This is a genomic window from Sphingomonas naasensis, assembly GCF_004792695.1.
GTDB classification, from domain to species: Bacteria; Pseudomonadota; Alphaproteobacteria; order Sphingomonadales; family Sphingomonadaceae; genus Sphingomonas; species Sphingomonas naasensis.
Genome location: NZ_SRXU01000006.1, coordinates 62,293 through 81,777 on the forward strand (window position 1 = coordinate 62,293; position 19,485 = coordinate 81,777).

Here is a 19,485-nt window from a genome sequence, read left to right on the forward strand (position 1 = left end):
TGTCGAACGGCCTTGTCTAGCACGGACCGGCGCGCGCGCGAGCCGCCTCGCAAGCCATCGTTAAGATGTCAGAGCGAGTATCGCCGGGAACGGGAGGGCAACCATGCGATGGCTTCTGGCTGCTGCGACACTGGCGCCCGCGTCTTCTCTGGCAAATCCCGCGATGGCATGCACGCCGGCGCCGCCGAACAGCATCGCGGCACCCTCTCCCGCGCCCGGATCGATGCCGCGGCCGTGAAGACGTTCGCCGAGGCGCGCTATGTCGCGCAGGTCGTCGTACTGCGCGCGCCGAGGCCGCGACTGCTCGCCGAGAAGGTCGCGCCGCCACCGGGCTTGCTGCGCGTCACCGCGGTGATCAAGGGCACGGTGCCCGCCACCCTGACGGTGCCGCTTCCCGACCCCTGTCTCGCCTATTTCCAGAAAGTGGGCGCGCGGTTGATAGTGTCTGCGCGTTCGTCGCGCGAACAACCCGTGCCGATGCTCGCCGTCACGGTCGACTCGCTTCGCCGGCGCAAGCTCGGTGAATGGCGCCACCTTCGCTGACCAGGTGCGATTGGCCGGCCCTCGACCTTTCCCTTTGGGCGAGGGTCAGGAGCCTCAGCGCGCGGTGATCGTCGCCGTCCCGGCCTTGAGCCCGGGCGCGGTCGCGCGCACGCGCACCGTCCCGTGCCCGGTCCCGCGCAGCATCGCCAGCGCATTCCCGCCGAATACCGGCCGCTCGGGCCAGGCGAACGGGGTATGCTCGGTTGGCGAGCCATTGTCGTACGCGACCAGCCGCCCCGGCCCCTCGACAGCGATCCGCACCCGATCGGCCGCACCCGGCACCACCACCCCCCTGGCGTCGACCACCTCGACGCGGACGAAGCCGAGATCGTCGAAGCCGCCGCCCATCGCCGGCGCCTCGGCGGTGAGCCGGATCGCCGCCGGCGCACCCGCGCTGCGCAATTCGTCATTGCCGACGATCTTGCCGCTCGCGTCGCGCGCCACCGCGCGGATCGCCCCGGCTTCGAACGGCACCTCCCAGCGCCGGGCGCTGTCGTCGGCGGGCCGCGGCTTGCTCCCCAGCGAGCGGCCGTTGAGCAGCAGCTCGACGCTCGCGGCGTTGCTATAGGCCTCGACTGCCTCGTTGTGCGGCGCGCGGTTCTCGGGCGACCAGTCGCGCAGCGCGCCTGGTCCGCGCGGCTGCGGCATCGCCACGCCGACCATCGTCGGCAGCTCGCTGGTGTCGATCACTTCGGTCACGCGGCGGGTGATCTTGACCACCGGCGTCTCGGCCCACCAGCTCGCCCGCTCCCAGCCGATCGGCTTGACGAAGTCGGTGCGGTCGGTGAGCCCCGAGGGGTTGCCGATCACCGGCCAGCCGGCGCGGTCGGCCTCGCCGAGATAATCGACGCCGGTCCACAGGAACATGCCCGCATAGGCCGGATTGTCGCGCACGATCACCCAGCTGCCGCGGTTCTTGCTGTTCTCGGTACCGATGATTTTCCGCGACGGCTTGTCGGCGTGCGCCTTGGCCAGCTCGTTTTCGCGGTAATTCTGCCCGACCACGTCGAGCATGTCGGCGAGGCCGTTCTCGTAATCCTTGGTCGTGTTCGGCCGGAACAGCGCCATCGTCACCGGGCGGGTCGGATCTTCGGCATGGAAGATCTTCATGAGACGCTCGACGATTGACTTGGCGACCAGCGGATAGGGCGTGTCGTGGATCTCGTTGCCGATCGACCAGATCACCACGCTCGGGTGATTGCGGTCGCGCCGGGCAAAATCGCGCGCGTCGATCGACGACCAGTCGGTGAAGAACAGATGATAGTCGTTGGGGTTCTTGGCGACCGTCCACATGTCGAACGCCTCGTCCATCACGATCAGCCCGAGCCGGTCGCACAGGTCGAGGAATTCGGGCGAGAAGGGATGATGCGCGGTGCGCACCGCGTTGACGCCGAGCTTCATCAGCCCGCGCAGCCGCCGCTCGTACATGGCGAGCGGGACGGCCATGCCGAACGCGCCGCCATCGGCATGGATCGCCACGCCCTTCAATTTGAGGTTGCGGCCGTTGAGCCAGAAGCCGCTCGCCGCCTCGAAGCGCGCGTCACGGATGCCGAAGCGCTCGGTCTGGCGATCGAGGACCTTGCCGTCGGCGCCGGTGAGCGTCACCTCGGCGGTGTAGAGCGCCGGATCGCGCGGGTCCCATAGCCGCGGATCGTCGACACGGAGGCGCGCCTGCAGCTCGGTCGAGCGGGCGCCGTCGAGCGCCGCCTCGCTGCCCTCGCCGCGCGCGACCACGCTGCCGTCGGGCGCGCGGATCACCACGGCGAGCTTGCCGCGACCGGCGGCATCGGCGGCGTTGCGGACGCTGGCGACGATGGCGATCTGGGCGCCTGCGCTACGGTCGGTCAGCGACGGCCGCACCGCCACGCCCCATGGCTCGAAATGCACGTCGCCGCTGATCGCCAGCCGGGCATGGCGATAGATGCCGCCGCCGGCATACCAGCGCGACGCAGGCTGCGCCGAGGTATCGGCGCGGACGGCCAGCACATTGTCGCCATCGGGTTTGAGGAACGGGGTCAGCTCGTAGCGGACGCTCGAATAGCCGTTGGGCCGATAGCCGACATGCTGACCGTTGATCCACACGCCGGCGCGATCCATCACCCCATCGAGCTCGACGAACACGCGCCGCCCGCGCGCGCCCTCGGGCAGGCGGAAATGCTTGCGATACCAGGCGACCCCGGTGGGCAGCCAGCCGCCCGATCCGGTCGCACGCGCTGTCTGGTCGAACGGCCCGGCGATCGCCCAATCATGCGGCACATCGACCTGCTTCCAGCCGCTGTCGTCGAGCGCCGGCGCCATCGCGTCGACCTGGTCGCCGATCTGCAGCCGCCAGTCCTTATCAATCGACACACGTTCGGTGGGCTGCGCCAGCGCCGGTGCGGCCAGGCCTAGCGCGAACGCAACTCCCGCGCCGAATGCCGCCCTCACTTCGCCGCCGCCTTGGCCAGCTCGACCGCGTAGATATGGTTGGCGCCTTCGAAATTGGCGCGGAACACGATCCATTTGCCGTCGGGGGTGAAGGTCATGTTGGGCTCGAGCCGGTAATCCTGCTTGCGCATGTCGACGAGCTTCTCGGCGTCGAAGGTGCCGGGCGCGATCAGCGCCTCCGCACCCGGCGCGTGAATGCCGGCGACGTCGGGAATGGCCTTGGGATGGAACAGGTAGAGATATTTGCCGTCGGGCGCGTGCGCGACCATCTCGCTGTCGCCGCCGTCGCCCGAGAAGAGCTTGAGGTCGGGCGACTGATTGTAATGGACCGACCATTCGTTGCGCTCGACATTGTACCAGCGGCGCTTGCCGGTCGCGAGATCGTAGCCGGCGAGCCAGAACACCTCGCCGCGCGGGGTCTGGAGGTCGTACCAGATCGTCTTGCCGTCGGGCGCGAAGAACTCGTGGCCGGCGATCTCCATGTTCATCGTGCGGGTGTGGACCAGCTTCTTGCCGGTGCCGTCGGCGCGGATCGTCCAGATCCGGTCGACCTTGTGCCACGGGCCTTCGTGGCAATACATGATCTGCTGCGGGTCGGTCGGCGAGAACTGGATATGGTTGAGCCAGTCGGTCGACGCGGTGACCACCTTGCGCGCGCCGGTCTTCACGTCGATCGTGAAGATCTCCATCGGAATCTTCGCCTCGAGCCGCTCGTTGAGCCGCACTTCCTTGGCATCGGCATAGGTCATCGGCCGCCCGTCGGGCCAGTTGGCGGCATATTGCGCCTGGCCGAACCTGGCATTGTCGGCGGGCTTCGCACCGGGCTGGAGCGGCTTGTCGTTCTCGGCCCATTGACCGAGGAGCAGTGTCTCGTCGGCGTTGATCGAGCCGATGAAGCCGCGGTCGATATCGGCGATCTTGCGCACCTTGCCCGAATCGATGTCGATCCCGAACACCGTCGAGGGTGCGCCGGGCGCCGCGCGCTTCTGATAATAGGCGGTGCGCGTCTTGCGGCCGGTGAAGAGCAGGACGATGCCGTCCTCCCTGAGCAGCGGCGCGACGGTCCAAGTCTTGAGGTCGACCGTGGCGAGTCCGCCCGGGACCGAGATCACCATCTTGTCGCCCTGCGGCGTGTAGCTGTTCTGGTGGAAATAGAGGCTCGCCGAGCCCGGCTCGCGGCTGATCCGGATCACCTTGTGCCCGGTGAGCGGGTCGATCCATTCGGCCGCCGGGTCAGCCGAAGCGGCTCCCGCCATGACCAGCGATGCAGTCGCAAACCCTTGGCAAATCGCACGCGCGAGGCGCATCCTCTCTCTCCCGCCGACTTGATGTCGTTCCACATATCATGATAGCGGTTCAAAATATGGAGTAAAGAACAGGCTGAGGCCTGTCGCTCGAGAGGAAGTTTATGGCCGCCAGCGCGTCCGCGCCTATCACCGCCGCGCATCGCGAGCCGCGCTGGTACAATTATTGGGGCTGGGGCTCGGGCGATCTGCTCGGCGCAGGCGCGCAGGCGGTCGTCACCGGCTGGCTACTCTATTTCTTCACCACCTTCTGCGACCTCTCCGCCGCCGAGGCGGGGCTGATCCTCGGCCTGCCGCGCTTGCTCGAGGCGATCACCTGCCCGCTGATCGGCTATGTGTCCGACAATCTGCGCCACACCTGGATCGGCCGGCGTGTCGGGCGCCGCAAGATCTTCCTGATCGCCACGATCCCGCTGCTGCCCAGCTTCGCGCTGATCTTCGTCGCCGGGCACAGCTTCACATATTACCTGCTGACCTTCATCTTCTTCGAATTCGTCTACACCATGTTCCTCATCCCGTGGGAGACGCTCGCCGCGGAGATGACCAACGATTACCGCAAGAAGGCGAAGTTCGCTGGCGCGCGCATGCTGGTGGCGCAGAGCTCCGCCATTCTCGCCTCCTATCTGCCGACGCTGATCATCAGCAGCCTCGGCGGCAAGGATTCGCCCACGACCTTCCTGATCATGGCGGCGATCTTCGGCGGGCTGTTCAGCCTGGTCGTGCTGCTCGTGGTGATCTTCACCTGGGAGCGCCCCTACACCGAGGCGGAACTGCGGGTGCAGCCGAGCCCGCTCGACCTGAAGACCGCCGCGCTCATTCCCGTCGCGATGTTCCGCGATCTGTTCTCGACGCTGCGGATCCGCGCATTCCGCCAGCATTTGTCGATCTATCTCGGCGGCTACATCTCGCAGGACATCTTCAACACCGCCTTCCCGATTTTCGTCGTGACCGTGATGATGGGCGCGACCCTGATCATCTCGCAGTTGCTGACGATCATGTACGTGGCCCAGCTCATCTCGGTGCTGATCGCCCTCAACATCGTCATCCGGGTGGGGCCGGTGGTCGCCTATCGCGTGGCGATCGGCTTCTTCGGCGCCGGGCTGCTGCTGTTTCTGGCGTTCTACTACCTCAAGCCGGCGGCTTTTGCCGCGGAGCTCGGCGCGCTCAATGGAAATCTGCTTTCGGCGCTCAACCCGGGATCCCCGGCATTCAGCCCGATGCTGATGTTCTGGCTGTTCGTGCCGATCGTGCTCGCGGGGCTGGGCCGCGGCACGCTCAATTTCGTGCCATGGTCGGTCTACAACTACCTGCCCGACGTCGACGAGGCAGTCACCGCGCGCCGCCGCGAAGGGATCTTCGCCGGGGTGATGACGCTGGTGCGCAAGCTCGCCCAGTCCGGCGCCGTCATTCTCACCGGCTGGATCATCGACCTTGGCGGCTATGTCTCGCCGAAGGGAGCGCCCGGCGAAGCCGTGCTCCAGACTCCGCAAGCAATCGCCACCATCACCTGGCTGCTGATCCTCGGGCCGATCCTCGTCATGCTCGGAGGTCTGATCGCCTCGTGGCGCTTCCGCCTGAATGCCGGGACGCATGCGGTACTGATGGCCGAGATCGATCATTTGAGAGCCGGGGGCACCACTCCTCTCTCGCCCGAGGCAAAGGCGATCGTCGAGGACCTGTCGGGTTGGAAGTACGACCAGCTGTGGGGCAAGAACGCCGTCGCCGGATCCAGTCGCTGATGCTGCTCGCCGCGCTCGCCTTGCTGGACCAGGCTGCGCCCGCGGTCGCGACCGTACCGCTGTTCCGCGATCCGGTGCACGACGGCGCCGCCGACCCGTCGACCATCCACGACCCGAAGACCGGCGAATGGGTGATGTTCTACACCAATCGCCGCGCCGATCTGAAGCTGGCCGACCCGAAGGACGTCAGCTGGGTCCACGGCACTGCGATCGGCGTCGCACGCTCGAAGGACGGCGCGCATTGGCGCTATTCGGGGACGGCGGCGATCCCCGAGAGCTGCACCGGCGCGACGCTCTGGGCGCCCGAGGTCCAGCGCTTCGGCAACAGCTGGCACATGTGGGTCACCGTGGTGCCGGGCGTGTTCGCCAATTGGAACGCGCCGCGCTTCCTCGTCCACCTCACCAGCCCCGACCTCGAGCGCTGGAACTGCGGCGAGCGCGTCGAACTGGGCTCGGACCGGATCATCGACGCCAGCGTGCTGGCGCTGCCGCAGGGCGGCTATCGGATGTGGTTCAACGACGAGCGCATGGGCAAGGCGATCCGCTGGGCCGACAGCCCAGACCTCAGGAGCTGGACGGTGCGCGGCACCGCGGTGACCACGCCCGGCGAAGGACCCAAGGCGTTCCGCTGGCGCGGCCGCTGGTGGCTGATCAGCGATGCGTGGAAGGGGCTGCTGGTCCAGCATTCGAGCGATGGCGAACATTGGACCGCCCAGCCCGGCCATCTCGCTGGCGAGCCCGGCACGCGTCCGACCGATCGTGCCAAGGCACAGCATCCCGACGTGATCGTCGCGGGCGACCGGGCGTATCTCGTCTATTTCGTCCACCAGTCGGGCGAGCCCGAGGCGAAGGCCGACCCGGACTGGGGCCGGCGCAGCGTGCTGCAGGTCGCCGAGCTCGAGGAAAAGCACGGCCTCGTCTCGGTCGATCGCACCAGGCCGGCGACGATGCGGCTCGGCAAGTAGCGACGGCAGTTGACCTCGGCAGGCGGGTTGTGGCACCTGCCCCGCCGCTGGGCATGCGGGTATAGCACAATGGTAGTGCAGCAGCCTTCCAAGCTGAATACACGGGTTCGATTCCCGTTACCCGCTCCAGCTGCATCAGGTATTGCCCCCCGGGCACCCCGCTGCACGGGCTGTGCATCGCCCAGCCGTAACCAGCGAGAGCAGATTGGCGGCTAACGCCCCGCTAGCGGACGCCCAGGGATTGAGGCATCTGCGCCGAACCCCATTCGGAGACAGTCACCGGTGAGCCCCCTTGAGATACTCGCTGTAGCGATCATCCTGTTTGCACTCGCGTCTATTGCTCGCACGCTGCGCGAGATCAGGGACGAACTTCGCCGCCGCCCGTAGACGCTCCAACGGATAAAAGAGCGGTCGCTTTCCACCCATCCCGGACATTGCGGCTGAAAATGGATTTAGAAGCTTCCGGGCCGGTAACGCCCCGATTGCGGGCACTCCTACAATCGCCACAGACTTCTTGCCCTAGGGGTTTCGGCGATGCCAAGCGGCGTCACTCCCGGTATTGCGCACGCGGCGAGTGACATTGACTATTCGCCAGTCCCTCCCAACGCGATCGAGTTGAAGGCGGTCCGAGATCCAACTGGTCACGCCCGAAAACTCAAACCCGTTTCGGGAACGATACTGGACTTTGCACGCCGCCTTCGCATCGACTGTCGCGTCTCGTTTCTGCACTGCGACAATCGTCATCCGAAGAACCCGCGTCTCGCAGCGGACCCCTGAAGACGGCACGTTGCGCCACAGACGCTTCCTGGTAGGGTCAGACCGGGGAACACTCGGAAATTCGAGAATAGCATCGCTCGATACATATTGGTCCGCCCACGCGTCCGTCTCAGCGACTTCGAAGTTGCGCACTGTCTGAAAGATGGGCGCGTAGCGCTCCGTAGCCGTTTCATCTGCCATCCAACCGAAGCTTGCGAGCGCCAAAAACAGTCCCATCGACATCCCGGTCCTAGGAAGTGCAGATCAGCTGCAAATTGATACGATCACCGACGGCAGCAATCCACCCAATTCCGGCCGTTCGCTCACACCATGCTTGACACTAGATCGACTTCGTTTACCCGCTCCAGCCCTTTCACGCGCATGAGCACCGACACACCCCCGCTCGCACTCTATGTGCATTGGCCGTTCTGCGTGTCGAAATGCCCCTATTGCGACTTCAACAGCCATGTCCGCGAGCGCGTCGATCAGGATGCGTGGCGCGAAGCGATGCTCGCCGACCTCGCCTATGAGGCGGGGCAGCTGCCGGGGCGCCGGCTCGGCTCGATCTTCTTCGGCGGCGGCACGCCCTCGCTGATGCCGCCCGAGACAGTGGCGGCGGTGATCGCGGCGGCGGAGCGGCATTGGGGATTCGCGCCCGGGATCGAGATCACGCTCGAGGCCAATCCCTCCTCGGTCGAGGCGGCGCGCTTCGCCGATCTGGCCGCGGCCGGGGTCAACCGGGTGTCGCTGGGGCTGCAGGCGCTCGACGACGTCGCGCTGCGCTTCCTCGGCCGCGCGCACGACGTCAACGAAGGGCTGGCCGCGCTCGCCACGGCGCAGTCGGTGTTCGGCCGGGTGAGCTTCGACCTGATCTATGCCCGCCCCGATCAGGACCTCGCCGCGTGGGAGGCCGAGCTCGCCCGCGCGATCGGTTTCGGCACCGAGCATCTCTCGCTCTACCAGCTCACCATCGAGCCCGGCACGCGCTTCGCGACGCTGTTCGAGAAGGGCGAGCTCGCCGCCTATGATCCCGACGCCGGCGCGGATCTGTTCGAGGCGACGCGCGCCATCACCGCGGCCGCGGGGCTGCCGGCCTATGAGATCTCCAACCATGCCCTGCCGGGCGCGGAGAGCCGGCACAATCTCACCTATTGGCGCTATGGCGACTATGCCGGGATCGGCCCCGGCGCGCATGGCCGACGCGGCGGGCTGGCGACGATGCGGCACAAAAAACCCGAGAACTGGATGGGCGCGGTGGCGCGCAACGGCCATGGCGCGCAGATCGAGGACGCGTTGACTCCGCAGGAGCGCGCGGTCGAGGCGCTGGTGATGGGGCTCCGGCTTCCCGAGGGAGTCGATCTGCCGCGCGTGGCCGCGCTCGCCGGCGGCGCGGCGCCGATCGACCCGCGCACGCTCGGCCGGATGCGCGATCAGGGGCTGATCGTCACCGCGGGCGACCGCCTGCGCGTCACCGACACCGGCATGCCGGTGCTCGAAGCGATCCTGCGCGAGCTGGTGATCGCCTAGTCAAATCCTCCCTCGCGCAGCGGGGGAGGTGGCATGCGAAGCATGACGGAGGGGACCTTTCCGCAGGCGACTTCGCTTGCGGAGACGCCCCCTCCACGACTGCGTGGTCCCCCTCCCCCGCTGCGCGAGGGAGGATTTTACGACTTAGTTCGCACCGAAATTCGCCGGCGCGGGGGACACCGTCGCGGTCGTGCCGCCGCGGACCTCCTGCACCTCGAGCGCGCGCTCGGCGACGCCGTCGCGGCCGAAGCGGAACGCGCCGTCGAGCCCGGCAAAGCCTTCGCGCTCGGTGAGCCGGGCCGCGGGGAACTCGTCGCCCGGCCGCCAGCCGCGCGCGATCCGCACGGTGAGCAGCACCGCGTCATAGCCGAGCGTCGACAGCCGATACGGCGCGGTGCCGAAGCGCGCGCGATATTTGGTGGCGTATTGGCGATAATAATTGTCGGGCACGCTGGCGAACCACGCACCGTTGAGCGCCGCCTTGCCGCCGATCGCCGAATCGGTGTTCCACAATTCGGTGCCGAGCAGCCGCGCGGCCTTGCCGCTGGTGGTGCGGCGGATCAGCGGCGCCGCGGTCACCGCACCCTCGGCGCTGCCCGCGACGAGGATCGCATCGAACGGCGAGCGGCCGATCTTCGCGATCGCCGTGGTCATCGAGCCGGGGCGACCGTCATAGGTCTCGAGCGCGTTGACCTTGCCCCCGGCGCTCTCGACCGCGCGCAGGAACGCCGTCGAGGCGCGCTCGCCATAGAGGCCGCTGGGGACGAGCCCGGCGAAGTCGGTGATCCCCGAACGCTTGGCGAAATTGACCACGCGCTCGATCGACTGGGCCGGCACATAGCCGAGGATGAAGGTGCCGTTGCCCGCCACTCCGGCATCGTTCGAGAAGCTCAGCACCGGCACCCGCGCGCGCCGTGCGATCGGCGCGACCTCGCGCGCTTCCTCGGCGAGCAGCGGCCCGAGGATCAGCCGGTTGCCGTCGCTGATCGCCTGCTGCGCCGCCGCAGCGGCGCCGCCGGGCGCGGCGGTGTCATAGGTGGTGATGCGCAGCACGTCGCTCTTCGTGTCGAGCACGGCGAGCTGGGTGGCGTTCTGGAGCGATCGGCCGACGCCGGCATTGGGCCCGCTGAGCGGAACGAGCAGCGCGATGCGGTGCCGCTCGACGTCCTGCGGCAGGCCCGGCGCGATCGGGCGCGGCGCCACCGGCGTCGGCCGCGTGACCGGTGCGGGGCGCTCGGCCTCGGGGACGACCCGCGGTCCGCTGGCGCAGGCCGCGAGGAACAGCGCCATGCCGACCGCGGCCGCGCGCACGATGTTCTTCAGCCCATGTTGCGCTGATGCTCTGGCGTCTGCCATGACTCTCCCCGATGGATGATCTCGTTCTTGCGCCCGGCCTCTACATCGTCGCGACGCCGATCGGCAATCTCGGCGATCTCAGTCCGCGCGCTGCTCAAATACTGATGAAGGCCGATGTGGTTGCGGTCGAAGACTCGCGTGTGACAGCGGGGCTGTTCCGCCATCTCGGCACCAAAGGGAAAATGCTTCCCTATCACGATCATAATGCCGACGCGGTCCGCCCCGGCCTCATCGCCCGCATGACGAGCGAGGCGGTGGCGCTGGTCTCCGACGCCGGCACGCCGCTGATCTCGGACCCCGGCTTCAAGCTGGTCCGCGATGCCCGCGCCGCCGGCCATGTCGTGACCACGATTCCCGGCCCTTGCGCCGCGATCGCCGCGTTGACCCTCGCCGGGCTGCCGACCGACCGTTTCTTCTTCCTCGGCTTCCTGCCGGCGAAGCAGCAGGCGCGCGCCGAGGCGATCGCCGAGGTCGCCGCGATCCGCGCGACTCTGGTGCTGTACGAATCGGGCCCGCGGCTCGCCGCCTGCCTCGCCGCGCTGGCCGAGGGGCTCGGCGACCGCGAGGCCGCGGTGGCCCGCGAGATCACCAAGAGATTCGAGGAATGCGTGACCGGGACGCTGGGCGAGTTGGCGGAACGCTATGCCGATGCGCCCCCCAGGGGCGAGATCGTGGTGGTGGTCGCGCCGCCGGGGGAAGCGGCGCCCGCCAGCGAAGAGGAAGCGGATATCGCGCTCAGGGAGGCGCTGACGCGGCTGCCACCCGCAAAGGCCGCGGGCGAGGTCGCCAAACGGCTCGGGCTGGACCGCAAGGCCCTGTATGCCCGCGCCATGCTGCTCAAGGCCTAGGCGACTTCCTGCAGCCGCACCGGATTCGCGTCGAGCATGAAGCTCTCGTCGGCTCCGGTCAGTTCCGAAAGGCGGCGCACATAGGACTCGGCCAGCAATCGCCGACGCGCTTTGGCATCCGCGGTGATGGCGTTTCTTGCGGCGACGATTTCCTGGATGGCGCGACGCCGGTAATAGCTTTCGTTGGATTCCATAACCTTCGGCACCCCCCGGTGACGATTAGCGACCCGCCTCTTCTGAGTCGGAATAGCGGAGACTAACCAAAGTTATCCACAGGCGCCAAGCCCTTGCGCGCCGACTCGCAGATGAAACGGCCTCGGCACGCGACGAGCGCCCGGAAAGCGCGGAAATCCGGCGAAATTCGCCGCGAATCGGCGTCGGACAGAGGCGGCTTGGGGGATGCTGCGGCCTGCGCTAGGCTCGGTCGCGATGCTGCGTGTCGCGAACCCCCGTCCGATACCGTGCCGCGCCGGCTGACTCGCCAGGCGGCCGAGATGCGCGGGCGCGACGGCGAAAGGCGCGCCGCCTGGTGGCTGTGGTTGCGCGGCTGGCGGATACTCGACCGGCGGGTGCGCACCCCCGCGGGCGAAGTCGACCTCGTCGTCCGCAAGGGCAATCTCGTCGCCTTTGTCGAAGTGAAGACCCGCGCTACCGGCGCCGAGCTCGACTTCGCGATCGACGAGCGGCGCCTCGCCCGCGTCGCCGCTGCAGCCGAAATTCTGATGCCGCGCTATGCCGGCCCGAACGACGACATCCGCATCGACGTGATCCTCATTGCCCCCCGCACGCGGCCTCGCCATATCGAGAACGCCTGGATAGGGTGACTTATTCGAATAAGTCACCTAGGGCGTTCCGGAGGAGGCCGAATGTCGCTCAAGATTGCCGTGCAGATGGACCCGCTCGATGCGATCAACATCGCCGGCGATTCGACCTTCGCGCTGATGCTCGCCGCGCAGGCACGCGGCCACACGCTGTTCCACTATGCCGCCGAGGACCTCAATTATGCGGACGGCCGCGTGTGGACCCGCGCGCATCCGGTGACCGTACAGCGCGTCACCGGGGATCATTTCCGCTTCGCGGATCCGGTGAAGCTCGATCTCGGCGAGGAGGCCGATGTGGTGCTGATGCGCCAGGACCCGCCCTTCGACCTCGGCTACATCACCGCGACGCATCTGCTCGAGCGGATCGCCGACCGCACTCTCGTGGTCAACGATCCCGCCAGCGTCCGCAACGCGCCCGAGAAGGTCTTCGTTCTCGATTATGCCGCGTTCATGCCGCCGACGCTGATCACGCGCAGCCTCGACGAGGCGCGCGCCTTCCTCGCGCAGCATGGCGAGATCGTCATCAAGCCGCTGCACGGCAATGGCGGCAAGGCGATCTTCAAGGTCGGCCGCGACGGCGCCAATCTCTCCGCGCTGATCGAGGTGTTCAACACCGCGTGGCGCGAGCCACACATGGTGCAGGCGTTCCTTCCTTCCGTCGCCGCGGGCGACAAGCGGATCGTGCTCGTCGATGGCGAGGTCGCCGGGGCGATCAACCGCATCCCCGGCGAGGGCGAGATCCGCTCGAACCTCGCGGTCGGCGGGTCCGCGGCCAAAACCGAGCTCACTCCGCGCGAGCAGGAGATCTGCGCCGCGCTCGGGCCGGAGCTCAGGAAGCGCGGGCTGCTGTTCGTCGGGATCGACGTGATCGGCGGCGAGTGGCTGACCGAGATCAACGTCACCTCGCCCACCGGCATCGTCGCGATCGACCGGTTCAACGGCACCGATACCGGCGCGCTGATCTGGCAGGCGATCGAGCGCCGCGTCGCCGAACGGACAGGCTGACGGCATGATCAACTGGCTCGACTGGGGCTATTTCGGGATTTTCCTGCTGATGGTGCTGGAAAATGTGATCCCCCCGGTCCCTTCCGAAGTGATCATGAGCGTCGGCGGCATCGCCGCGGGCCAGGGCAAGCTGAGCTTCGTCCTGCTCGTCGCTGTCGGTACGCTCGGCTGCACCGTCGGCAACCTGTTCTGGTGGGAGATCGGCCGCCGCTTCGGCTATCAGCGCCTCAAGCCGATGGTCGACCGCTGGGGGCGTTGGCTGACGATGGACTGGCAGGACGTCGAGAAGCTGCGCGGCTTCTTCGATCGCTGGGGCGGCGCCACCGTCTTCGTGTTCCGCTTCATGCCGATCGGCCGCACGGTGATCTCGATCCCCGCCGGGCTGCTCCACATGCCCTTCTGGCGCTTCGTCGCCTACACCACCGCGGGCAGCCTCGTGTGGAACACGGTCCTCGTCGGCATCGGCTTCTGGCTCGGCACCAATTTCGAGACGGTCGACCATTGGATCGCGCCGATGGTCACCGGGATCGTCGTGCTCGCGCTCGTCGCCTATCTGTGGCGCGTGCTGACGTGGAAGCCGCGCGAGCGGCGCTAGGCGCGCGGATGCGCGTTGCGATAGACGTCGAGCAGATGCGCGGCGTCTACCGCCGTGTAGATCTGGGTCGAGCTCAGGCTGGCATGGCCGAGCAGTTCCTGCAGCGCGCGCAGATCGGCGCCGCGGCCGAGCAGATGCGTCGCGAAGCTGTGGCGCAGCGCGTGCGGGGTGGTCCGCTCGGACAGGCCGAGCCCGGTCCGCGCGGCGCGCACCGCCTTGCGGATCATCCCCGGCGGCAGCGGCCCGCCCTTGGCCCCGCGAAACAGCGGCGCGTCGCGCGACACGCCCCAGGGGCAGAGCCTGGCATAGACCTCGATCGCCTCGCGCACCTGCGGCAGCAGCGGCACCGTCCGCGTCTTGGCGCGCTTGCCGGTGACGCGCATCGTCGCGCCGAGCGGCAGGACCGCGCCGGTCAGCCCCACGGCCTCGCCGATACGCAGTCCCGCGCCGTAGAGCAGCAGCAGCACTGCCCAGTCACGTGCGCCGATCCACGGCTCGCGCGCTTCCTCGGCCACGGTCTCGGCGAGCGCCACCGCCTCGTGCGGGGCGACCGGGCGCGGCACGCCCTTCTTGACCCGCGGGCCGCGCAGCCGCGGCAGCTCGGCGCCCTCGCCCGCGGCGAATTTGAGGAAACCGCGCACCGCCGAGAGCTCGCGCGCGGCGGAAGCGTTGGACAGGCCCTCGTTGCGGCGATGCGCGAGGAAGGCGCGCAGATCCGCCGCAGCGATCCCGGCAAGCGTCTCGCGCGTCACCGCCGCGCCCCAATGCGCCTGGAGGAAGCCGATCAGCCGCACCGCGGTCGCCTCATAGGCGCGCACCGTGTGCGCCGAACGCCGCCGGTCGCGGGCGAGATGCTGGCCGTAGAGCAAAGGCAGCGCGGGTTCGGTCACGCCCGACGCTAGCAAATCCTCCCCCGGAGGGGGAGGGGGACCGCGAAGCGGTGGAGGGGTATTCTCCGCAGGCGACGTCGCCCGTCGAGAATACCCCTCCGTCAGCCTGCGGCTGCCACCTCCCCCTCCGCGGGAGGAGTTAATTTCAACCGATCTTCTGCCCGGTCTTCGCCCAGTCGGCGAGGAAGCCTTCGATGCCCTTGTCGGTCAGCGGGTGCTTGACCAGCTGGCGGATCACCGCGGGCGGCGCGGTCATCACGTCGGCGCCGATGCGCGCAGCCTCGAGCACATGGATCGGATGGCGCACGCTCGCCACAAGGATCTCGGTCTGGAAATCATAATTGTCGTAGATCAGCCGGATGTCGCTGATCAGTTGCATGCCGTCGAAGCCATTGTCGTCGTGGCGGCCGACGAAGGGCGAGACGAAGGTCGCGCCGGCCTTGGCGGCGAGCAGCGCCTGGTTGGCCGAGAAGCACAAAGTCACGTTGACCATCGTGCCGTCGTCGGTGAGCGACTTGCAGGTCTTGAGGCCGTCGATCGTCAGCGGCACCTTGACCGCGATGTTGTCGGCGATCTTCCGCACGACCTCGGCCTCGCGCATCATGCCGTCATAGTCGAGCGCGACGACTTCCGCCGATACCGGCTTGCCGGGGACGATCTGGCAGATCTCGGCGACCACTTCGAGAAAATCGCGCCCCGCCTTGTGGATCAGCGACGGATTGGTGGTGACGCCGTCGAGCAGTCCCGCATCGGCGAGATCGCGGATGTCGGCGGTGTCGGCGGTATCGGCGAAGAATTTCATGTGGCGTCCCTTGGGCGAATCAGTAGCGCACCAGCATCAGGCGCGCGCGGGTCCCCTTAAGCTTGTTCACCGTGACGCGATAGGTCCCCGGGCGCAGCTGGTAGCGCACGATCTTGCGGATCGTCGAGCATTCGGGGCCATGGCCGTGCGCGCGCGACTCGAGCGGCTTGCCGCGCATCGGCGCGACGTCGATCCAGCCGGGCTGGTCGAGCGCGATGCCGAACGTTCCCGCCTTGCGGATGCGCACCGTGGTCGCAGCGATACCGTCGCGTCCCGCGTTGAGCGTGACGGCGTGCCCGGTATCGAAATCGCGTCCGTTGCGGGTCCACCCGGCGAGCGGCGCGGGCAATCGCGTATCGAAGGCACGACATTGTTGTGGAACGGCGATAGTGAGCGCGAGCGCAGTCAACAGCATGGCTCTTCCCCCTCGGCGCCGGTCGCTGCCGGCGGAACATAATAGGCACATGCGCGACTGCGCCGCAACCACGGCCAAATGCGACGAATTCGTGACATTATTGCTATAGTATTGCTACACGCCGGCGCCGACGCCCGGAACGGCTGCCTTCCAAGGATATCGAACGTGCTGCGCCTCTCGCTCCTCTCGGCAGTCCCGCTGCTGCTGCCGCTCGCCGCCAATGCCCAGCAGGTCGACAGCCAATTGTGGCTGCAGACCAACGGCACGGTGACGATCGGCGATCGCGAGAAGGTCACGCTGGAGGGGATCGGCCGCTTCAGCGACCGCGCCGAAGGGTTTTCGCATGCCGAGCTCGGGGCGCTGTTCACGCATACGCTCGAAGGCGGCATCGAGCTGTCGATCGGCTATCGGCACGTCGAGGACTGGAACCGCGGCGTGGCGCTGCCCAACGAGGAGCGCCTGCGGCAGATGGTGCTGGTGCCGTTCGGCAGCGGCTTTTCAGGCCGGCTGCGGCTCGAGGAGCGCTTCAACAGCAGCGGCGGCGGAGTCGGTGTGCGGGTGCGTCCACGGCTCGGCTTCGATACGCCGCTCAACGACAAGGGCCTGAAGCTCTTCGCGACGCAGGAGCATTTCCTCAACCTCAACACCACCGGCTGGGGCCAGCAGGGCGGCTATGAGCGGATGCGCAACGCGGCCGGCCTCTCCTTCGGGCTCGGCGGCAAGCTGCGCGGCGAGGTCGGCTATCTCAACCAGTATCGCTTCGGCCGCGGCGGCCGCCGCGACCAGATGGATCACGCGGCCACCTCCACGCTGTCGTTCAACGTCGCCAGCTTCGGCGCCAGCGGCGACTAGCCTCCGTCCCGGATGAGCATCACCCTGGGCGCCTTGGTCAGCTTGCTCAGCGTGAGCGTATAGACACCGGGTTTCAGCGCGAAGCGGACGATCTTGCGGATCGTCGAGCATTCCGGGCCGTGCCCGTGCCCGACGGAGGTGAGTGAAGCGCGGCCCTTCGGCGCGACATCGATCCACCCGCCCTGATCGAGCGCGACGCCGTACATTCCCGCCTCCGTAACGGTGAAATCGGTCCTCGACATCGCCGCGTAGCCGCTGATGTCGAGTGTCGTGGCGTGACCGAGCATCAAGCCGGGGTGCGGCGCGCTGCTGGTCCAACCAGCGAGCGGCGCCGGCAGGTTGGCGTCCATCGCAGTGCAAGGAGCGGTCTGGGCGAGCAACAGGGCGGCGAGCAGCATCGGGGCGAATCTCCTCGATCGATGCGATACGGGATTCCGTTTCGCGTTCAAAACCCCATATGAGGGCGGCATGCGCGCCCGCGTCCTCGTCCTTCATCCCGCGCTCGGCCCTCTCGATTATCGCGTGCCGCAAGGCATGGCGGTCGAACCAGGGTCGATCGTCGTCGCGCCGATCGGGCCGCGCCAATATGCCGGCGTGGTCTGGGAGCCCGAGCGGCTGCCGACCGAGGAGATCGGCGACAATCGCCTGCGCAACCTGCTCGCGGTCGCCGATGCGCCGCCGATCCCCGAGCCCGTGCGCCGCCTCGTCGAATGGACCGCCGACTATTATCTGAGCCCGCTATCGGCGGTGCTGGCGATGGCGGTGCGGACCTCGGCGGCGTTCGAGGCCGCGCCGACGATCACCGAATATCGCGCGACCGGGCTGGCCCCCGAGCGCCTCACCCCGCAGCGCGCGCAGGCGCTCGAGCGGATCGGCGAGCGGCAGGGGCTGGTGCGCGAGCTGGCCACCATCGCCGACGTTTCCGAAGGCGTGATCCGCGGGCTGTGCAAGGTCGGCGCGATCGAGGCGGTGACCGTCGACACCGACAGCCCCTATCCGCTCCCCGACCCCAATTTCGGCCCGCCCGACCTGAACGCCGAACAGAACGGTGTCGCGAGCATCCTGCGCCAGTCGGTCGGCGCGGCCAGCTTTCAGCCCTTCCTGCTCGACGGCGTCACCGGATCGGGCAAGACCGAAGTCTATTTCGAGGCGATCGCGGCGGCGATCGCCGCGGGCAGGCAGACGCTCGTGCTGCTCCCCGAGATCGCGCTCACCGAACCCTTCCTGACGCGCTTCGCCCAGCGTTTCGGCTGTGAGCCGGTGGCGTGGCATTCGGGGCTGCGCACCTCGCAGCGGCGCCGGGCGTGGCGCGCGATCGCGAGCGGCGAGGCGCTGGTCACCGTCGGCGCGCGCTCGGCGCTGTTCCTGCCCTATCCCAATCTCGGGCTGATCGTCGTCGACGAGGCGCACGAGACCAGCTTCAAGCAGGAGGAGGGCGTCCACTATCACGCCCGCGACGTCGCGGTGATGCGCGGCAAGTTCGAGGACTGCCCGGTGATCCTCGCCTCGGCGACGCCGGCGATCGAGACCCGCCACCAGGTCGAGCTCGGCCGCTACGAGGAATTGAAGCTGCCCGCCCGGTTCGGCACCGCCGAACTGCCCGATATCGAGCCGATCGACCTGATCAAGGAGCCGCCCGATCGCGGCCGCTGGCTGAGCCCGAAGCTGATCCTCGCGATCGACGCGGCACTGGCGCGCGGCGAGCAGTCGCTGCTGTTCCTCAATCGCCGCGGCTATGCCCCGCTCACGCTGTGCCGGCATTGCGGCCACCGCTTCCAATGCCCCAATTGCACCGCGTGGATGGTCGAGCACCGGCTGATCCGCCGGCTCGCCTGCCATCATTGCGGGCACACCGTGCCGACGCCCGAGATCTGCCCCGAATGCGAGGAGCCGGACAGCCTCGTCGCCTGCGGCCCCGGGGTCGAGCGGATCGCCGACGAGGCGGCGCTGCTCTGGCCCAGCGCCAGGACCGCGATCGTCACCTCGGACACGCTGTGGTCGCCGGCCAAGGCGGCCGAGTTCGTCCAGCGGATGGAGCATGGCGATATCGACATCGTCATCGGCACCCAATTGGTCACCAAGGGCTATCATTTTCCCAACCTCACCGTGGTCGGCGTGGTCGATGCCGATCTCGGACTCGACGGCGGCGATCTGCGCGCGGCCGAGCGCACCTTCCAGCAGATCATGCAGGTCTCCGGACGCGCCGGCCGGGGCGAGAAGCCGGGCCATGTCTTCATCCAGACGCACGCTCCCGAGGCGCAGGTGATGCAGGCGCTCGTCTCGGGCGACAGCGCCGCCTTCTACGCCGCCGAGACCGAAGCCCGGCGCGACGCCGGCGCGCCGCCCTATGGCCGCTACGCCGCGATCATCGTGTCGAGCGAGGACAAGGCCGCCGCCGAGGAGACCGCGCGGATGATCGGGCGCACCGCGCCGAAGCATGACGAGATGTCGGTCTATGGCCCCGCTCCCGCCCCGCTGGCGATGCTGCGCGGCCGCCACCGCTTCCGGCTGCTCGTCCATGCCCGCCGCGCCTTCGCGGTGCAGGAGATGATCCGCGACTGGCTCGGCGCGCTCGAATGGAGCGCCAGGGTGCGCGTCGCGGTCGACGTCGATCCCTACAGCTTTCTCTGAGCGAGAGCC

The 19,485-nt window shown here is 68.1% G+C and carries 18 protein-coding genes and 1 tRNA gene; 11 read left to right on the forward strand and 8 right to left on the reverse strand.

What is annotated here, in order from left to right:
• The first annotated feature begins 168 nt into the window (after positions 1-168).
• Positions 169-543 carry a hypothetical protein gene (locus E5A74_RS13890; protein WP_135985977.1) on the forward strand — a complete coding sequence of 125 codons (375 nt, stop codon included), beginning with the start codon at positions 169-171 and terminating at the stop codon, positions 541-543.
• 54 nt (positions 544-597) lie between these two features.
• On the opposite strand, the gene E5A74_RS13895 is transcribed toward E5A74_RS13890, so the two are convergent.
• Both E5A74_RS13895 and E5A74_RS13900 read right to left on the reverse strand, forming a co-directional pair.
• Positions 598-2,970: a glycoside hydrolase family 2 TIM barrel-domain containing protein gene (locus E5A74_RS13895; protein ID WP_240699814.1), complete on the reverse strand. Its 2,373-nt coding sequence runs from the start codon at positions 2,968-2,970 to the stop codon at positions 598-600.
• Positions 2,967-4,226: an oligogalacturonate lyase family protein gene (locus E5A74_RS13900; RefSeq protein WP_135985980.1), complete on the reverse strand. Its 1,260-nt coding sequence runs from the start codon at positions 4,224-4,226 to the stop codon at positions 2,967-2,969. The genes E5A74_RS13895 and E5A74_RS13900 overlap by 4 nt, the downstream gene beginning before the upstream one ends.
• 152 nt (positions 4,227-4,378) lie before the next feature.
• Between E5A74_RS13900 and E5A74_RS13905 the strand changes: the two genes are divergently transcribed.
• The 4 genes from E5A74_RS13905 to hemW all read left to right on the forward strand — a co-directional run bounded on the left by E5A74_RS13905 (position 4,379) and on the right by hemW (position 9,261).
• The gene (locus tag E5A74_RS13905) at positions 4,379-6,013 is read left to right on the forward strand and encodes an MFS transporter (RefSeq protein WP_135985982.1); all 1,635 of its coding nucleotides are present in this window, start codon (positions 4,379-4,381) and stop codon (positions 6,011-6,013) included.
• The gene (locus tag E5A74_RS13910; protein WP_240699815.1) at positions 5,977-6,978 is read left to right on the forward strand and encodes a glycoside hydrolase family protein; all 1,002 of its coding nucleotides are present in this window, start codon (positions 5,977-5,979) and stop codon (positions 6,976-6,978) included. Before E5A74_RS13905 ends, E5A74_RS13910 begins: the two co-directional genes overlap by 37 nt.
• Before the next feature lie 55 nt (positions 6,979-7,033).
• Positions 7,034-7,107: transfer RNA gene (locus E5A74_RS13915), tRNA-Gly, on the forward strand.
• A 1,008-nt stretch (positions 7,108-8,115) separates the two neighbouring features.
• Positions 8,116-9,261, forward strand: a complete 1,146-nt coding sequence (hemW, locus tag E5A74_RS13920) for a radical SAM family heme chaperone HemW (RefSeq protein WP_135985986.1) — start codon at positions 8,116-8,118, stop codon at positions 9,259-9,261.
• Between the two features lie 144 nt (positions 9,262-9,405).
• Here the strand turns inward: hemW and E5A74_RS13925 are convergent, their stop codons facing one another.
• On the reverse strand, positions 9,406-10,617 hold the full coding sequence (locus E5A74_RS13925) for a penicillin-binding protein activator (protein WP_206365868.1): 1,212 nt from the start codon (positions 10,615-10,617) through the stop codon (positions 9,406-9,408).
• A gap of 11 nt (positions 10,618-10,628) precedes the next feature.
• Between E5A74_RS13925 and rsmI the strand changes: the two genes are divergently transcribed.
• Positions 10,629-11,465, forward strand: a complete 837-nt coding sequence (gene rsmI / locus E5A74_RS13930; RefSeq protein ID WP_135985988.1) for a 16S rRNA (cytidine(1402)-2'-O)-methyltransferase — start codon at positions 10,629-10,631, stop codon at positions 11,463-11,465.
• On the opposite strand, the gene E5A74_RS13935 is transcribed toward rsmI, so the two are convergent.
• Complete coding sequence (locus tag E5A74_RS13935; protein WP_135985990.1) at positions 11,462-11,659, reverse strand: hypothetical protein; 198 nt, start codon at positions 11,657-11,659, stop codon at positions 11,462-11,464. The genes rsmI and E5A74_RS13935 overlap by 4 nt on opposite strands.
• A 279-nt stretch (positions 11,660-11,938) precedes the next feature.
• On the opposite strand from E5A74_RS13935, the gene E5A74_RS13940 reads away from it, so the two are divergent.
• From E5A74_RS13940 to E5A74_RS13950, 3 genes are read left to right on the forward strand one after another with little or no spacing between them, the layout of a single operon-like run.
• Positions 11,939-12,289, forward strand: a complete 351-nt coding sequence (locus tag E5A74_RS13940; RefSeq protein ID WP_135986475.1) for a YraN family protein — start codon at positions 11,939-11,941, stop codon at positions 12,287-12,289.
• Positions 12,290-12,331: 42 nt separating this feature from the next.
• Positions 12,332-13,291, forward strand: a complete 960-nt coding sequence (gene gshB, locus E5A74_RS13945) for a glutathione synthase (protein ID WP_135985992.1) — start codon at positions 12,332-12,334, stop codon at positions 13,289-13,291.
• Between the two features lie 4 nt (positions 13,292-13,295).
• Positions 13,296-13,886, forward strand: a complete 591-nt coding sequence (locus tag E5A74_RS13950) for a DedA family protein (RefSeq protein ID WP_135985994.1) — start codon at positions 13,296-13,298, stop codon at positions 13,884-13,886.
• Here the strand turns inward: E5A74_RS13950 and E5A74_RS13955 are convergent.
• The 3 genes from E5A74_RS13955 to E5A74_RS13965 form a co-directional block, all read right to left on the reverse strand.
• Positions 13,883-14,776 (reverse strand): tyrosine recombinase XerC, encoded by an 894-nt coding sequence (locus tag E5A74_RS13955; RefSeq protein ID WP_206365869.1) that lies wholly within the window; start codon positions 14,774-14,776, stop codon positions 13,883-13,885. The genes E5A74_RS13950 and E5A74_RS13955 overlap by 4 nt on opposite strands.
• A gap of 145 nt (positions 14,777-14,921) precedes the next feature.
• Complete coding sequence (gene fsa, locus E5A74_RS13960) at positions 14,922-15,578, reverse strand: fructose-6-phosphate aldolase (RefSeq protein ID WP_135985996.1); 657 nt, start codon at positions 15,576-15,578, stop codon at positions 14,922-14,924.
• Positions 15,579-15,597: 19 nt separating this feature from the next.
• On the reverse strand, positions 15,598-15,993 hold the full coding sequence (locus E5A74_RS13965) for a hypothetical protein (protein WP_135985997.1): 396 nt from the start codon (positions 15,991-15,993) through the stop codon (positions 15,598-15,600).
• A 165-nt stretch (positions 15,994-16,158) separates the two neighbouring features.
• On the opposite strand from E5A74_RS13965, the gene E5A74_RS13970 reads away from it, so the two are divergent.
• Positions 16,159-16,845: a DUF2490 domain-containing protein gene (locus tag E5A74_RS13970; RefSeq protein ID WP_166745806.1), complete on the forward strand. Its 687-nt coding sequence runs from the start codon at positions 16,159-16,161 to the stop codon at positions 16,843-16,845.
• On the opposite strand, the gene E5A74_RS13975 is transcribed toward E5A74_RS13970, so the two are convergent.
• Positions 16,842-17,243, reverse strand: a complete 402-nt coding sequence (locus E5A74_RS13975) for a hypothetical protein (protein WP_135986001.1) — start codon at positions 17,241-17,243, stop codon at positions 16,842-16,844. The two genes, E5A74_RS13970 and E5A74_RS13975, sit on opposite strands and share 4 nt — an antisense overlap.
• A gap of 70 nt (positions 17,244-17,313) precedes the next feature.
• On the opposite strand from E5A74_RS13975, the gene E5A74_RS13980 reads away from it, so the two are divergent.
• A complete protein-coding gene (locus tag E5A74_RS13980; protein WP_135986003.1) occupies positions 17,314-19,476 on the forward strand; it encodes a primosomal protein N' in 2,163 nt (720 codons plus the stop codon).
• Positions 19,477-19,485 lie beyond the last annotated feature (9 nt).

Excerpts from the sequence above, each read along its gene's own strand:
- E5A74_RS13905 (WP_135985982.1), top strand. The coding sequence starts at position 4,379 with ATGGCCGCCAGCGCGTCCGCGCCTATCACCGCCGCGCATCGCGAGCCG.
- E5A74_RS13965 (WP_135985997.1), bottom strand. The coding sequence starts at position 15,993 with ATGCTGTTGACTGCGCTCGCGCTCACTATCGCCGTTCCACAACAATGT.
- E5A74_RS13950 (WP_135985994.1), top strand. The coding sequence starts at position 13,296 with ATGATCAACTGGCTCGACTGGGGCTATTTCGGGATTTTCCTGCTGATG.
- hemW (WP_135985986.1), top strand. The coding sequence starts at position 8,116 with ATGAGCACCGACACACCCCCGCTCGCACTCTATGTGCATTGGCCGTTC.
- E5A74_RS13890 (WP_135985977.1), top strand. The coding sequence starts at position 169 with ATGCACGCCGGCGCCGCCGAACAGCATCGCGGCACCCTCTCCCGCGCC.
- rsmI (WP_135985988.1), top strand. The coding sequence starts at position 10,629 with ATGGATGATCTCGTTCTTGCGCCCGGCCTCTACATCGTCGCGACGCCG.
- gshB (WP_135985992.1), top strand. The coding sequence starts at position 12,332 with ATGTCGCTCAAGATTGCCGTGCAGATGGACCCGCTCGATGCGATCAAC.
- fsa (WP_135985996.1), bottom strand. The coding sequence starts at position 15,578 with ATGAAATTCTTCGCCGATACCGCCGACACCGCCGACATCCGCGATCTC.
- E5A74_RS13980 (WP_135986003.1), top strand. The coding sequence starts at position 17,314 with ATGCGCGCCCGCGTCCTCGTCCTTCATCCCGCGCTCGGCCCTCTCGAT.
- E5A74_RS13975 (WP_135986001.1), bottom strand. The coding sequence starts at position 17,243 with ATGCTGCTCGCCGCCCTGTTGCTCGCCCAGACCGCTCCTTGCACTGCG.
- E5A74_RS13935 (WP_135985990.1), bottom strand. The coding sequence starts at position 11,659 with ATGGAATCCAACGAAAGCTATTACCGGCGTCGCGCCATCCAGGAAATC.
- E5A74_RS13900 (WP_135985980.1), bottom strand. The coding sequence starts at position 4,226 with ATGGCGGGAGCCGCTTCGGCTGACCCGGCGGCCGAATGGATCGACCCG.
- E5A74_RS13925 (WP_206365868.1), bottom strand. The coding sequence starts at position 10,617 with ATGGCAGACGCCAGAGCATCAGCGCAACATGGGCTGAAGAACATCGTG.